Raw genomic sequence first — 15,275 nt, forward strand, 5'->3', positions numbered from 1 at the left:
TTAGTCAATAAAACCAACGATATTTTTGTTGCTTGTGGGAATATGTGAGTTTTCTCCCGCTATTCATCACGTAGTATGAACTTTCCACGCGCCATCTAGCCGGTTCACCGGACAACAGATGGGCGCCTTGTCCACGGCTGGGGAGTTCGCGATGAAGATTTCCGATTTGAAGATAGGGGTACGGCTAGGGGGCGGCTTCGGCCTGATCCTGGTATTGATGATGGCGATGGCGGCGGCCGGCATCTGGCGCCTGCAGGAGGTGGGGCGGCTGACCGAGAAGATGGTCAGCGAAGCCATGCTCAAGGAGCGTCTGACGGCCGAATGGCATAACCTGATCAGCATTTCCGGCATCCGCGTGATCGCGTTCGCGCGCAACTCGGACCAGGCCGAGTCGCCCACCGAGGCGCAGCAGGCGGCCGCCACCCGCGCCCGCGTGAACGCCATCCAGAAGCAGCTCGAACCCATGCTCGACAGTGCCGAGGAGAAGGTCCTGCTGGAGGGCGTGGCCAGCGTGCGCAAGGATTACGCCGCCACCCGCGACGCCGTGTTCAAACTCAAAAAGACCGACCAGGAGGCGACCCGCCAGCTGGTCGACACCAAGCTGGAAGGCCAGTTCGCCGCCTACCTGAACAATGTGGAGAAGATCGGCGCCTACGAGGCCGACGTCGGCCGCACGCTGGCCGCGCAAGTCCAGCAGCAGTACCGCGACGGCCAGCGCTTCCTGCTGGCGCTGGTGGCCGGCGGGCTGGTGCTGGGCAGCTGGTTCGCCTACCTGATCGCCGTGTCCATCACGCGGCCGCTGCACAAGGCCGTGCAGGTGGCGCAGACGGTGGCGGCCGGCAACCTCAACAGCAAGATCGACGTGCGCAGCGCCGACGAGACCGGCCTGCTGCTGCAGGCGCTGAAGGACATGAACGCCAGCCTGGTCAACATCGTCGGCCAGGTGCGCCAGGGCACGGAGACCATCGCCACCGCCTCCAGCCAGATCGCCAGCGGCAACCTCGACCTGTCGGCCCGCACCGAGCAGCAGGCCAGCTCGCTGCAACAGACGGCCTCGTCGATGGAACAGCTGACGGCCACCGTCAAGCAGAACGGCGACAGCTCGCGCCAGGCCCATACGCTGGCCCTGTCGGCGTCGGAAGTGGCCGTCAAGGGCGGCACCGTGGTCGAGGAAGTGGTCGGCACCATGGGCATGATCAACGAATCGGCCCGCAAGATCGTCGACATCATCGCCGTGATCGACGGCATCGCCTTCCAGACCAACATCCTCGCGCTGAACGCGGCCGTGGAAGCGGCCCGGGCCGGCGAGCAGGGGCGCGGCTTCGCCGTCGTCGCCTCGGAGGTGCGCAACCTGGCCCAGCGCAGCGCCGCCGCCGCCAAGGAGATCAAGGAATTGATCGGCGATTCCGTCGACAAGGTCGAGGCCGGCGCCCGCCTGGTGGACCAGGCCGGCAGCACGATGAAGGAAATCGTCGTCAACGTGCGCCGCGTGACCGACATCATCGGCGACATCACGGCCGCCAGCACGGAACAGACGCTGGGCATCGAGCAGATCAACCGCGCCATCTCCCAGATGGACCAGGTGACCCAGCAGAACGCGGCCCTGGTGGAGGAGGCGGCGGCGGCCGCCGCCTCGCTGCAGGGGCAGAGCTCGGCGCTGGCCGAGGTGGTGAGCGTGTTCCAGCTGACGGGGCACGCCGGGACGCGCGCGCTGCCGTCGGGCGCGCCGCGCACCGCCCTGCCCGCCGTCCGCCCCGGCAAGAAAACGGCGCCGGCGCCCGAATGGGAAGAATTCTGATTTAATGGGGACAGAGCGGGGCTGGGTTGTCCACGGGGAGAAATAATCGGGGACGGAGTGGCGGCGAGCGGGTAAGATAAGCGTTTCCGCCGCCCCCGCCGGCTTCACTTTTCCCCGTTCGCACCATGGCCCGTCTGCCCCGCCTCATCATTCCCAACCAGCCGCACCACGTCATCCAGCGCGGCAACAATGGCCAGCCCGTGTTCCTGGACACGGCCGACTACCTGGCCTTCCTCGGCTGGCTGCGCACGGCCGCCCGCAACGACAAGGTCGCCGTCCACGCCTACGTGCTCATGCCCAACCACGTGCACCTGCTGGTCACGCCGTCCGACGCGGACGGGCTGGGCCACATGATGCAATGGATAGGCCGCCATTACGTGCCCTACTTCAACCAGAAATACGGCCGCAGCGGCACGCTGTGGAATGGCCGCTATAAAACGTCGGTGGTCGATGCCGAGCATTTCTTCCTGCCCTGCAGCCGCTACATCGAATTCAACCCGGTGCGGGCCGGGCTGGTGGCGGCGGCGGCCGACTATCCGTGGTCCAGCTACGCCCACCACGCGGGCCTGCAGGTCGATCCGCTGATCACCGACCATCCGCAATACTGGGCGTTGGGCAACACGCCATTCCAGCGCGAGGCGGCCTACATCGCGCTGGGCGAGGCGGCGCTGACGGCGGAACAGGTCGACACCATCAACCGCGCCGTACTCAAGGGCTGGCCGCTGGGATCGGACGAGTACAAGCGGGCGCTGGAGCAGAAGCTGCAGCGCCAGGTGCTGCCGGCCAAGCGCGGACGGCCGTTCAAGCAGGCGCCCGCCGACGCGGCAGTGACCGCCGGGACAGACCCCGGGGCTTGACCCCTGGCGGCCAAAACCAGGGTCAGACCCCCTAGGGGTCAGACCCTTTTGTGTCGTTGACCGCCTGATCGTCGCTTTTTGCGCTTGCATTCACTCTGTCCCCAATTAATTTTCATGGCATCGTTTAAAAAATTAATTCGACTCCGACCCTAATTGTTATTGTTGAAGTTTCTGCTGCATTGCACTACTCTAGGGCTTCGATATTCCAAATTGCAGCGGAGAACTCCATGAAAGCCCAAGGTCTGTACGATCCGTCCAATGAACACGACGCCTGCGGCGTCGGTTTCGTCGCCCACATCAAGGGCAACAAGAGCCACTCGATCATTGAACAGGGTCTGCTGATCCTGAAGAACCTCGATCACCGGGGCGCCGTGGGCGCCGACGCGCTGATGGGCGATGGCGCCGGCATCCTGATCCAGATCCCGGACCAGTACTACCGCGACGAGATGGCCAAGCAGGGCATCGAACTGCCGCCGCCCGGCGAATACGGCGTCGGCATGGTGTTCCTGCCGAAGGAAAACGCGTCGCGCATCGCCTGCGAACAGGAAATCGAACGCGCCGTGCGCGCCGAAGGCCAGGTCGTGCTGGGCTGGCGCAACGTGCCGGTCGACTGCGACATGCCGATGTCGCCCACCGTGCGCGCCAAGGAACCGGTGATCCGCCAGATCTTCATCGGCCGCGGCGCCGACATCATGGTGACCGACGCGCTCGAGCGCAAACTGTACGTGATCCGCAAATCGTCGGGCCACGCGATCCAGGCCCTGAAGCTGATCCACGGCAAGGAATTCTTCGTGGCCTCGATGTCGGCCCGCACCATCGTCTACAAGGGCCTGCTGCTGGCCGACCAGGTGGGCGTGTACTACAAGGACCTGCAGGACGCGCGCTGCGTGTCGGCCCTGGCCCTGGTGCACCAGCGCTTCTCCACCAACACCTTCCCCGAGTGGCCGCTGGCCCACCCGTACCGCCTGATCGCCCACAACGGCGAGATCAACACCGTCAAGGGCAACTTCAACTGGATGCGCGCGCGCGAAGGCGTGATGAAGTCGGCCGTGCTGGGCGACGACCTGAACAAGCTGTTCCCGCTGATCTACGAGGGCCAGTCCGACACGGCTTGCTTCGACAACGCGCTGGAACTGCTGCTGATGGCCGGCTACCCGATCGCCCAGGCCATGATGATGATGATCCCGGAGGCGTGGGAAAACCACGGCCTGATGGACGACAACCGCCGCGCCTTCTACGAATACCACGCCGCCATGATGGAACCATGGGACGGCCCGGCCGCCATGGCCTTCACCGACGGCCGCTACATCGGCGGCACGCTGGACCGCAACGGCCTGCGTCCGGCCCGCTACATCGTGACCGACGACGACCTGGTGGTGATGGCCTCGGAATCGGGCGTGCTGCCGATCCCCGAATCGAAGATCATCCAGAAATGGCGCCTGCAACCGGGCAAGATGTTCCTGATCGACCTGGAAGCGGGCCGCATCATCGGCGACAAGGAGCTGAAGGACACCTACGCCAACGCCAAGCCGTACAAGGCGTGGATCAACGCCGTGCGCATCAAGCTCAACGAGATCAAGCTGAGCGAAAGCCAGCTCGGCCACAACCGCGCCAAGTACACGGCCGCGCCCGGCGAGAAGGCCGTGCCGTCGCTGCTGGACCGCCAGCAGGCGTTCGGCTACACCCAGGAAGACCTGAAGTTCCTGATGGCGCCGATGGCCGTGGCCGGCGAGGAAGCCACCGGCTCGATGGGCAACGACTCGCCGCTGGCCGTCATGTCCAACAAGCTCAAGCCGCTGTACAACTACTTCAAGCAGCTGTTCGCGCAGGTGACCAACCCGCCGATCGACCCGATCCGCGAAGCGATGGTGATGTCGCTGGTGTCGTTCATCGGCCCGAAACCGAACCTGCTCGACACCAACAACGTCAACCCGCCGATGCGCCTCGAAGTGTCGCAGCCCATCCTCGGCTTCGACGACATGGCCCGCCTGCGCGGCATCAGCGGCCACACGGGCGGCAAGTTCAAGTCGTATGAGCTGAACATCTGCTACCCGCTGGCCTGGGGCAAGGACGGTGTGGAAGCCTGCCTGGCCTCGCTGTGCGCGGAAGCCGTGGACGCCGTCAAATCGGGCCACAACATCCTGATCGTGTCGGACCGCTCGGTGTGCGCCGACCGCGTCGCCATCCCGGCCCTGCTGGCCACCTCCACCATTCACCAGCACCTGGTGAGCAAGGGCCTGCGCGCCTCCACCGGCCTGGTGGTGGAAACCGGCTCGGCCCGCGAGACGCACCACTTCGCGCTGCTGGCCGGCTACGGCGCGGAAGCCGTCCACCCCTACCTGGCGATGGAGACCCTGATCGAACTGGCGCACGACATGCCGGGCGAACTGTCGGGCGAAACGGCGATCTACAACTACACCAAGGCCATCGGCAAGGGCCTGATGAAGGTGATGTCCAAGATGGGCATCTCGACCTACATGTCGTACTGCGGCGCCCAGATCTTCGAGGCCATCGGCCTCAACAAGTCGCTGGTCGACAAGTACTTCAAGGGCACGGCCTCCAACGTGGAAGGCATCGGCGTGTTCGAAGTGGCCGAGGAGGCGCTGCGCCTGCACCACCTGGCGTTCGGCGACGATCCGCTGCTGGCCAACCACCTGGACGCGGGCGGCGAATACGCGTTCCGCGTGCGCGGCGAGGACCACCTGTGGACCCCGGACGCGATCGCCAAGCTGCAACACTCGACCCGCGCCAACAACTTCTCCAGCTACAAGGAGTACGCGCAGATCATCAACGACCAGAGCAAGCGCCACCTGACGCTGCGCGGCCTGTTCGAGTTCAAGCTGGACCCGGCCAAGGCGATCCCGCTGGAGCAGGTGGAACCGGCCAAGGAGATCGTCAAGCGCTTCGCCACCGGCGCCATGTCGCTCGGCTCGATCTCGACCGAGGCGCACGCCACGCTGGCGGTGGCCATGAACCGCATCGGCGGCAAGTCCAACACCGGCGAGGGCGGCGAGGATCCGGCCCGCTACGCGATGGAGCTGAAGGGCATCAAGATCAAGCAGGGCGAGACCATGTCGTCGGTGGTCGGCAAGGACCGCGTGGTGGTCGACATCCCGCTGCAGGAAGGCGATTCGATGCGCTCGCGCATCAAGCAGGTGGCGTCGGGCCGCTTCGGCGTCACCGCCGAGTACCTGAACTCGGCCGACCAGATCCAGATCAAGATGGCGCAGGGCGCCAAGCCGGGCGAAGGCGGCCAGCTGCCGGGCCACAAGGTGTCCGAATACATCGCCCAGTTGCGCTTCTCGGTGCCGGGCGTGGGTCTGATCTCGCCGCCGCCGCACCACGACATCTACTCGATCGAAGACCTGGCCCAGCTGATCCACGACCTGAAGAACGCCAACCCGCGCGCCTCGATCTCGGTCAAGCTGGTGTCGGAAGTGGGCATCGGCACCGTGGCCGCCGGCGTCACCAAGGCCAAGGCCGACCACGTGGTGGTGGCCGGCCATGACGGCGGCACGGGCGCTTCGCCGCTGTCGTCGGTCAAGCACGCCGGCACGCCGTGGGAACTGGGTCTGGCGGAAACGCAGCAGACGCTGGTGCTGAACGGCCTGCGCAGCCGCATCCGGGTCCAGGCCGACGGCCAGATGCGCACCGGCCGCGACGTCGTGATCGCCGCCATGCTGGGCGCCGACGAGATCGGCTTCGCCACGGCGCCGCTGGTGGTCGAAGGCTGCATCATGATGCGCAAGTGCCACCTGAACACCTGCCCGGTGGGCGTGGCCACCCAGGATCCGGTGCTGCGCGCCAAGTTCTCGGGCAAGCCCGAGTACGTGGTCAACTACTTCTTCTTCGTGGCCGAGGAAGCCCGCCAGCTGATGGCGCAACTGGGCATCCGCACCTTCGACGAGCTGATCGGCCGCGCCGACCTGCTCGACAAGTCGAAGGCCGTGGCCCACTGGAAGGCCAAGGGCCTGGACTTCAGCTCCGTGTTCTACCAGCCGGAAGTGATCAACGGCCAGTCCGTGTACCACACCGAGGAGCAGGATCACGGTCTGGACAAGGCGCTCGACCACAAGCTGATCGCGCAAGCCAAGGCCGCGCTGGAGAAGGGCGAGCGCGTCTCGTTCATCTCGCCGGTGCGCAACGTCAACCGCACGGTCGGCACCATGCTGTCGGGCGAAGTGGCCAAGCGCTACGGCCACGCCGGCCTGCCGGACGACACCATCCACATCCAGCTGCAGGGCACGGCGGGCCAGTCGGCCTGCGCCTTCCTGGCGCACGGCATCACCATCGACCTGGTGGGCGAAGGCAACGACTACGTGGGCAAGGGCTTGTCGGGCGGCCGCATCATCGTGCGTCCGAACACGGAATTCCGTGGCTGGGCGGTCGATAACATCATCATCGGCAACACCGTGCTGTACGGCGCGATCGCCGGCGAAGCCTTCTTCAACGGCGTGGCCGGCGAGCGTTTCGCGGTGCGCAACTCCGGCGCCACGGCCGTGGTGGAAGGCCTGGGCGACCACGGTTGCGAATACATGACCGGCGGCACGGTGGTGGTGCTGGGCGCCACGGGCCGCAACTTCGCGGCCGGCATGTCGGGCGGCATCGCCTATGTGTACGACCCGGACGGCGATTTCGCCGGCAAGTGCAACACCGCCATGGTGCGCCTGGAATCGGTGCTGACGGCGAGCGAGCAGCAAGTGGACCGCGCCACCTGGCACAGCCAGCACCGCGACGGCGAGCCGGAAGCGGACGAAGTGATCCTCAAGCGCCTGATCGAGCGTCACTTCAAGCACACCGGCAGCACCCGCGCCCGCTACCTGCTCGACAACTGGGCCGAGGGCCGCGGCAAGTTCGTCAAGGTGTTCCCGAGCGAGTACAAGCGCGCGCTGGCCGAACTGGCCGAGGACATGGCGAACGAAGCGTCCGTCGTGCAGCCAAAGGCCGCCTGAGCCAACCAGCACATTACGACCGAGGGCAGGCCACGGCCTGCCCCCCGCCAGCACATTATTTGAGGATTTATCGTGGGTAAAATCACCGGCTTCATGGAATTTCAGCGTCAGGAAGAAGGCTATCTGCCGCCTGCCGCCCGTCTCAAGAACTATGCGGAATTCGTCATCCCGCTGACCAACGAGCAGGCCAAGATCCAGGGCGCGCGCTGCATGGATTGCGGCATCCCGTTCTGCAACAACGGCTGCCCGGTCAACAACATCATCCCCGACTGGAACGACCTGGTGTATCGCGGCAACTACCGCGAGGCGCTCGACGTGCTGCACTCGACCAACAACTTCCCCGAGTTCACGGGCCGCATCTGCCCCGCGCCGTGCGAGGCCGCCTGCACGCTGGGCATCAGCGAGGACCCGGTCGGCATCAAGTCGATCGAGCACAAGATCATCGACGAAGGCTGGGAACATGGCTGGGTGGTGCCGCAACCGGCGGCCCAGCAGACCGGCAAGAAAGTGGCCGTGGTCGGTTCCGGCCCCGCCGGCTTGGCGGCGGCCCAGCAGCTGGCCCGCGCCGGCCACGCCGTGACCGTGTTCGAGAAGAGCGACCGCGTGGGCGGCCTGCTGCGCTACGGCATCCCCGACTTCAAGATGGAGAAGTCGCACATCGACCGCCGCATCAAGCAGATGGAAGCCGAAGGCGTGGTGTTCCGCACCAGCGTGCTGGTGGGCAAGGACTTCCCGGCCAACGTCAACAACTGGGCCAAGGAAACCATCTTCCCCGAAGACCTGGCCAAGGACTTCGATGCCGTGGTGCTGGCCGGCGGCGCCGAGCAGCCGCGCGACCTGCCCGTGCCGGGCCGCGAACTGAAGGGCGTGCATTTCGCCATGGACTTCCTGCCGCTGCAGAACAAGGTCAACGCCGGCGACAAGGTCAAGGACCAGATCAAGGCCACCGGCAAGCACGTGGTGGTGATCGGCGGCGGCGACACCGGTTCCGACTGCGTGGGCACCTCGAACCGCCACGGCGCCGCGTCCGTGACCCAGTTCGAACTGATGCCGATGCCACCCGAGCAGGAGAACAAACCGCTGGTGTGGCCGTACTGGCCGACCAAGCTGCGCACCTCGTCCTCGCACGACGAGGGTTGCTCGCGCGACTGGGCCGTGGCCACCAAGCGCCTGGAAGGCAAGGGCGGCAAGGTTGAAAAGCTGATCGCCTGCCGCGTCGAGTGGAAAGACGGCAAGATGACGGAAGTGCCGGATTCGGAATTCGAAATGAAGGCCGACCTGGTGCTGCTGGCCATGGGCTTCGTCTCGCCCGTGCAGCAGATCCTCGACGCCTTCGGCGTGGAGAAGGATGGCCGCGGCAACGCCAAGGCCACCACGGACGGCGACGGCTGCTACCAGACCTCGGCGCCGAAAGTGTTCGCGGCCGGCGACGTGCGTCGTGGCCAGTCGCTGGTGGTGTGGGCGATCCGCGAAGGCCGCCAGTGCGCGCGCGCCGTCGATGAATTCCTGATGGGTTCGTCCGTGCTGCCACGCTAAGGCGCAGTCACGCTCCATCAGGCCGGAAGCCGGCGGGTGCCCCCACCCGCCGCTTCCGGCTTTTTTCGTGGCGGATTGGTGCAACGCAACAAATTAAACTGGTTTCCAATTGTAACTTGCTGACTTTTCGTTCATTAGTGTTGTATTATCTGCCATTTGCCCCCTCGAATCGGGGCGGCGCCAGCAGAGTTGTGTCTTTCTGCACTACAATACGGCATCCCAAAAAATGAGTACCGATGTGCCCAATCTAGTCGAAATCCGCGATTTACATTTCTCCTATGGAAAGCGCCCCATCCTGTCGGGCCTCCAGATGGACTTCCCGCGCGGAAAAGTCGTGGCCGTCATGGGCGGTTCGGGCAGCGGCAAGACCACCGTCCTGCGCCTGATCGGCGGCCAGTTGCGGCCCAACAAGGGCCAGGTGACCGTGCACGGCGAGGTGGTGCACCAGCTCAAGACCGAGGACCTGTATCTGCTGCGCCGCAAAATGGGCATGTTGTTCCAGCACGGCGCGCTGTTCACGGACTTGACCGTGTTCGAGAACGTGGCATTCCCCCTGCGCGAGCACACGGATTTGCCGGAGGAACTGATCCGCAACCTGGTGCTGATGAAGCTGCACGCGGTCGGCCTGCGCAACGCCGCCAAGCTCAAGCCGGCCGAGATCTCGGGCGGCATGGCGCGCCGCGTGGCGCTGGCCCGCTCGATCGCGCTGGACCCGGAACTGATCATGTACGACGAGCCGTTCGCCGGCCTCGACCCCATCTCCATGGGCGTGACGGCCAACCTGATCCGCAACCTCAACACGGCGCTCGGCTCCACCACCATCCTCGTGTCGCACGACGTCAAGGAGTGTTTCGCCATCGCTGATTACGTGTATTTCCTGTCGCAGGGCAAGATCGTCGCCCACGGCACGCCGGACGACATGCTAGTGTCGACCGATCCCTATGTGAAACAGTTTGTCCACGCGGAGGCGGACGGCCCGGTGCCGTTCCACTACCCGGGCAAATCGCTGGCCGACGACCTGGGCCTGGGAGGCCGGCCATGATCGCCGAGAACCTGCTGGCCCGGCTGGGCGCCACGGTGCGCGAGCAGATCGCCAGCGTCGGCTATGGCGCGCGCATGTTCGGCGCCATGCTGGGCCTGTCGCCGGGCATGCTCAAGCGGCCGCGCCTCGTGGTCGAGCAACTGCATTTCATCGGCAACTACTCGCTGCTCATCATCACCCTGTCCGGCCTGTTCGTGGGCATGGTGCTGGGCCTGCAGGGTTATTACACGCTCAACAAATACGGTGCCGAGCAGTCGCTGGGCCTGCTGGTGGCGCTGGGTTTGACGCGCGAACTGGGCCCCGTCATCACGGCCCTGCTGTTCGCCGGCCGCGCCGGCACCTCGCTCACGGCCGAGATCGGCCTGATGAAGGCGGGCGAGCAACTGTCGGCCATGGAGATGATGGCCGTCAACCCCATCCAGCGCGTGCTGGCGCCGCGCTTCTGGGCCGGCGTGGTGGCCGTGCCGCTGCTGGCGTCGATCTTCAGCGCCGTCGGCGTGTTCGGCGGCTATCTGGTCGGCGTCAAGCTGATCGGCGTGGACGACGGCGCCTTCTGGTCGCAGATGCAGGGCGGCGTCGACATCTGGAAAGACATCTTCAACGGCTTCTTCAAGAGCGTGGTGTTCGGCATCGCCATCACCTTCATCGCCTTGTACCAGGGTTACGAGTCGCAGCCCACGCCGGAAGACGTGGCGCGCGCCACCACCCGCACCGTGGTGCTGTCGTCGCTGGCCATCTGGTGGCTGGACTTCATGCTGACGGCCTTGATGTTCAGCAAATAGGCGCCGTTTGAGCGCCGGAAAACGCAACATAGTGGCTGGCGGCACGCGCCGCCGCCCGGAAAATTCTTTAGGATGATGTTATGCAACGTAAATCTCTGGATGTGTGGGTGGGTCTGTTCATCGTGATCGGCGCGGCGGCGTTGATGTTCCTGGCACTCAAGGCCGGCAACATGAGCTCGCTGTCGTTCGGCAAGACCTATACTATCGTGGCCAAGTTCGACAACATCGGCAGCCTGCGTCCCCAGGCGCCCGTCAAGGCGGCCGGGGTGGTGGTGGGCCGGGTGGGCCAGATCCAGTTCGACGACAAGAGTTACCAGGCGCTGGTCAAGCTGGACATGGACGAAGGCTACAAGTTCCCCAAGGATAGCTCGGCCAAGATCCTCACGGCCGGCCTGCTGGGCGAGCAGTACGTGGGCATCGAGGCCGGCGGCGACACCAACAACCTGGTGGGCGGCGACAAGATCGCCCGCACCCAGTCGGCCGCCGTGCTGGAGGACTTGATCAACCAGTTCATCTACAGCAAGGCAGCGGAAGGAAAGGACAGCAAATGACCCCTATTCCCGGCAAATGGCGCGTGCGCTCACTGACGCTGGCGCTGGGCGCGGCCACCCTGCTCAGCGGTTGCGCCGGCCCCAACCCGCGCGACCCGTACGAGGGTTTCAACCGCGCCATGTTCAAGTTCAACGACACGGTCGACCAGGTGGCCCTGAAACCGGCCGCCACCGCCTACCGCGCCGTGCTGCCGTCGTTCGTGCAGACCGGCGTCGACAACTTCTTCGGCAACCTGGCCGACGCCTGGAGCGCCGTCAACAACCTGCTGCAAGGCAAGGGCGAGGCCGGCATGTCGGACGTGACGCGCGTCGCGCTGAACACCACCTTCGGCCTGCTGGGCGTGATCGACTTCGCCTCCCAGGCCGGCTTGCCCAAGCACAACGAGGACTTCGGCCAGACCCTCGGTCACTGGGGCGTGCCGTCCGGCCCCTACCTGATGCTGCCGCTGTTCGGCGCCTCCACCGTGCGCGACACGGCCGCCCTGCCGCTGGACTTCAACGGCGACATCTGGCGCTACAAGGAACCGATCTACCTGCGCAACATCGGCACGGCCACGCGCGCCGTGGACCAGCGCGCCAACCTGCTGGACGCCTCCTCGCTGCTCGAGGATGCGGCGCTGGACCGCTATCAATTCGTGCGCGACGGCTTCCTGCAACGGCGCGAAAGCAAGGTCTACGACGGCGACCCGCCACCGCACAAGCAGCCGCCCAGGGACGACGACGACGGCGTGAAAAAAGTTGACGACGGAGAAACTTCCGCACCGGTGTCATCCGAACCGGCGCCAAAAGAGTTAAACTCGGAAGCGCCGGCTGCAAAAAAAGACAGCCTGTGACCCTGTCGAGAACCAAACATAGGTAAGCACAACATGAAATTCATCAAACAACTGATCGCATTAGCAACCGTCGCGCTGGCAGGTTATGCCGGCGCCGCCACCGCCACCCCGGCCGCCGTCGAGGCGCCGGACGTGCTCGTCAAACGCATCTCCCAGGACGTGATCGACACGGCCAAGGCCGACAAGGCCATCCAGGCCGGCGACCAGAAAAAGGTCATGGACCTGGTGGAATCGAAGATCCTGCCGTACGTGGACTTCCAGCGCATGACGCAACTGGCCTCGGGCCGTTTCTGGCGCGACGCCACGCCCGAGCAGCAAAAGGCCCTGTCGGCCGAGTTCCGCACGCTGCTGATCTACACCTACTCGGGCGCCCTGTCGCAGATCAAGAACGAGACGGTGGAGTTCAAGCCGCTGCGCGCCGACCCGTCGGACACCGAGGTGGAGGTGCGCTCGCAGGTCAACGTGCCGCGCGGCGAACCGATTCCGCTCAACTACCGCGTGGCCAAGTCGCCCACCAACGGCTGGAAGATCTATGACATCAACGTGCTCGGCGCCTGGCTGGTGGAGACCTACAAGGGCACCTTCGCCTCCGAGATCAGCAAGGGCGGCATCGACGGCCTGATCAAGGCCCTGTCCGACAAGAACAAGAAGCTGGCCAGCAAGCCCATCAAGGCCGCCGCCAACACGAAATAAGACCACCGACGACCATGGCCGAAACGTTAGACAATCTGCAATCGCTGTCGTCGCTGACCGTGCTCAACGCCACCGCGGCGCTTGAGCGCGGCCTGGCGGCCATCCGCGCCGGGCAGAAGGAATTCGACCTGTGCCACGTGCTGACGGTCGATTCGGTGGCCGTGGCCGTCATGCTGGCGTGGCAGCGGGCCGCGCGCGAGGCCGGCTTCTCGCTGGCCCTGCGCAACCTGCCGCCGGCCCTGCAAAGCCTGACCAAGCTGTACGGCGTGTGCACGCTGCTGTTCCCCGACGCGGCCCCGGCCGAGTCGCTCCCCGTGGCTGGCGCGCCCGCGTCCGCCGCCATCGGCCTGACGGCGGCCGATCTGCATCACCATTGACCGTTCCCCGTCTCCCAAGAATCACCGGGTCCGGCTCTGCCGGATCAAAATTCCCCTATAATTGAACGTTGCCGCCGCCCAAATCGTGCCGCGGCGCCAAGCACCACCTTCCGCCAACGAGCATCCCTGCCGTGTCCTTGCGCTGCGGCAACAACTGACAAGTCCAGCATGACAGCTATCCAAATCAACCAGGTCCAGAAGCGCTACCAGTCGCTGCAGGCACTGGGCGGCGTTTCCCTGGCGATCGAGGAGGGCGAGTTCTTCGGCCTGCTCGGCCCGAACGGCGCCGGCAAGACCACCCTGATCTCCATCATCGCCGGCCTGATCCGGCCCGACGCCGGCAGCGTCACCATCCACGGCCACGACGTGCAGAGCGATTTCCGCGCCGCCCGCCGCAAGCTCGGCGTGGTGCCGCAGGAACTGGTGTTCGACCCCTTCTTCACCGTGCGCGAGACGCTGCGGCTGCAGTCCGGCTATTTCGGCCTGTCGCGCAACGACGACTGGATCGACGAGGTGATGTTCAACCTGGACCTGACCAACAAGGCCGACACCAACATGCGCGCGCTGTCGGGCGGCATGAAGCGGCGCGTGCTGGTGGCCCAGGCGCTGGTGCACAAGCCGCCCGTGATCGTGCTCGACGAGCCGACGGCCGGCGTGGACGTGGAACTGCGCCAGACGCTGTGGAAGTTCATCTCGCGCCTGAACCGCGCGGGCCACACGGTGGTGCTGACCACCCACTACCTGGAGGAGGCGCAGGCCATGTGCAAGCGCGTGGCCATGCTCAAGGCCGGCAAGATCGTGGCGCTCGACACCATGAGCGCGCTGATCCGCCGCATCTCCGGCTCCCAGCTCAACCTGCACCTGAAGGGCGCGCTGCCGCCGCAGTTGCAGCACCTGATCACCCACGCCGAGCTGGCCGTGCCCGGCGAATACAACCTGCGCATCAACGATTACGCCGAGGTCGAAGCCATCCTCGCGCGCGTGCGCGAGAGCGGCGCCGTGATCGACGAGATGCAGCTGCAGCAGGCCGACCTGGAAGACATCTTCCTGCAAATCATGGAAAAGGGGACCGTATGAGCCTGATCTCGACCGGCTTCCGCACCCTGGTCTACAAGGAGACCCTGCGCTTCTGGAAGGTGGCGACCCAGACCGTGGCCGCGCCCATCCTGACGGCCATGCTGTACCTGCTGATCTTCGGCCACGTGCTCGAAGGCCGGGTGCAGGTGTACGCGGGCGTCAACTACACGGCCTTCCTGATCCCCGGCCTGGTGATGATGAGCGTGCTGCAGAACGCGTTCGCCAATTCCTCGTCCTCGCTGATCCAGTCCAAGATCACGGGCAACCTCGTGTTCGTGCTGCTGACCCCGTTGTCGCACTGGGAAATCTTCTCGGCCTACGTGCTGGCGTCCATGGTGCGCGGCCTGGTCGTCGGCCTCGGCGTGTTCATCGTCACGGCCTGGTTCGCCCACCTGTCGTTCACCGCGCCCCTGTGGATCGCCGTGTTCGCGCTGCTGGGCGCCGCCATCCTCGGCACCATGGGCCTGATCGCCGGCGTGTGGGCAGAAAAATTCGACCAGCTGGCCGCGTTCCAGAACTTCCTCATCATGCCGCTGACCTTCCTGTCCGGCGTGTTCTACTCGATCCACTCGCTGCCCACGTTCTGGCTGACCGTGTCGCACCTGAACCCGTTCTTCTACATGATCGACGGCTTCCGCTACGGCTTCTTCGGCCAGTCCGACGTCAACCCGGTGGTCAGCCTGGTCATCGTGTCGGCCTTCCTGGTGGTGCTGGCGCTGGCGGCGATCCGCCTGCTGCGCAGCGGCTACCGGCTGCGCCACTGATCACAATTCATAC

General features: G+C 65.4%; 12 protein-coding genes. All 12 read left to right on the forward strand.

Features of this window, described 5'->3' with window-relative positions; all coding sequences use genetic code 11:
* The first annotated feature begins 151 nt into the window (after positions 1-151).
* The 12 genes from AC1RQG_RS21535 to AC1RQG_RS21590 all read left to right on the forward strand — a co-directional run bounded on the left by AC1RQG_RS21535 (position 152) and on the right by AC1RQG_RS21590 (position 15,262).
* Entirely contained in the window at positions 152-1,798 is a 1,647-nt protein-coding gene (locus tag AC1RQG_RS21535; RefSeq protein WP_493134410.1) for a methyl-accepting chemotaxis protein, read from the forward strand.
* Between the two features lie 125 nt (positions 1,799-1,923).
* Positions 1,924-2,655 (forward strand): transposase, encoded by a 732-nt coding sequence (locus AC1RQG_RS21540; protein WP_493134412.1) that lies wholly within the window; start codon positions 1,924-1,926, stop codon positions 2,653-2,655.
* A gap of 227 nt (positions 2,656-2,882) precedes the next feature.
* Positions 2,883-7,607, forward strand: coding sequence for a glutamate synthase-related protein (locus tag AC1RQG_RS21545; protein WP_493134414.1), 4,725 nt, complete (start codon positions 2,883-2,885; stop codon positions 7,605-7,607).
* A 72-nt stretch (positions 7,608-7,679) separates the two neighbouring features.
* Positions 7,680-9,143 carry a glutamate synthase subunit beta gene (locus AC1RQG_RS21550; RefSeq protein WP_493134416.1) on the forward strand — a complete coding sequence of 488 codons (1,464 nt, stop codon included), beginning with the start codon at positions 7,680-7,682 and terminating at the stop codon, positions 9,141-9,143.
* Between the two features lie 238 nt (positions 9,144-9,381).
* On the forward strand, positions 9,382-10,185 hold the full coding sequence (locus AC1RQG_RS21555; protein ID WP_493134418.1) for an ABC transporter ATP-binding protein: 804 nt from the start codon (positions 9,382-9,384) through the stop codon (positions 10,183-10,185).
* Positions 10,182-10,967, forward strand: coding sequence for a lipid asymmetry maintenance ABC transporter permease subunit MlaE (mlaE, locus tag AC1RQG_RS21560; protein WP_493134420.1), 786 nt, complete (start codon positions 10,182-10,184; stop codon positions 10,965-10,967). Before AC1RQG_RS21555 ends, mlaE begins: the two co-directional genes overlap by 4 nt.
* Before the next feature lie 80 nt (positions 10,968-11,047).
* On the forward strand, positions 11,048-11,518 hold the full coding sequence (mlaD, locus tag AC1RQG_RS21565) for an outer membrane lipid asymmetry maintenance protein MlaD (protein WP_493134422.1): 471 nt from the start codon (positions 11,048-11,050) through the stop codon (positions 11,516-11,518).
* Positions 11,515-12,351 carry an MlaA family lipoprotein gene (locus AC1RQG_RS21570; protein ID WP_493134424.1) on the forward strand — a complete coding sequence of 279 codons (837 nt, stop codon included), beginning with the start codon at positions 11,515-11,517 and terminating at the stop codon, positions 12,349-12,351. The genes mlaD and AC1RQG_RS21570 overlap by 4 nt, the downstream gene beginning before the upstream one ends.
* A gap of 33 nt (positions 12,352-12,384) precedes the next feature.
* Positions 12,385-13,044, forward strand: a complete 660-nt coding sequence (locus AC1RQG_RS21575) for an MlaC/ttg2D family ABC transporter substrate-binding protein (protein WP_493134426.1) — start codon at positions 12,385-12,387, stop codon at positions 13,042-13,044.
* 14 nt (positions 13,045-13,058) lie between these two features.
* Positions 13,059-13,421: an STAS domain-containing protein gene (locus AC1RQG_RS21580; RefSeq protein WP_493134427.1), complete on the forward strand. Its 363-nt coding sequence runs from the start codon at positions 13,059-13,061 to the stop codon at positions 13,419-13,421.
* A gap of 168 nt (positions 13,422-13,589) precedes the next feature.
* Entirely contained in the window at positions 13,590-14,498 is a 909-nt protein-coding gene (locus tag AC1RQG_RS21585) for an ABC transporter ATP-binding protein (protein WP_493134429.1), read from the forward strand.
* Positions 14,495-15,262, forward strand: coding sequence for an ABC transporter permease (locus tag AC1RQG_RS21590; protein ID WP_493134430.1), 768 nt, complete (start codon positions 14,495-14,497; stop codon positions 15,260-15,262). The genes AC1RQG_RS21585 and AC1RQG_RS21590 overlap by 4 nt, the downstream gene beginning before the upstream one ends.
* Positions 15,263-15,275 lie beyond the last annotated feature (13 nt).

It is taken from the genome of Rugamonas sp. GW822-FHT03B10 (assembly GCF_058801745.1).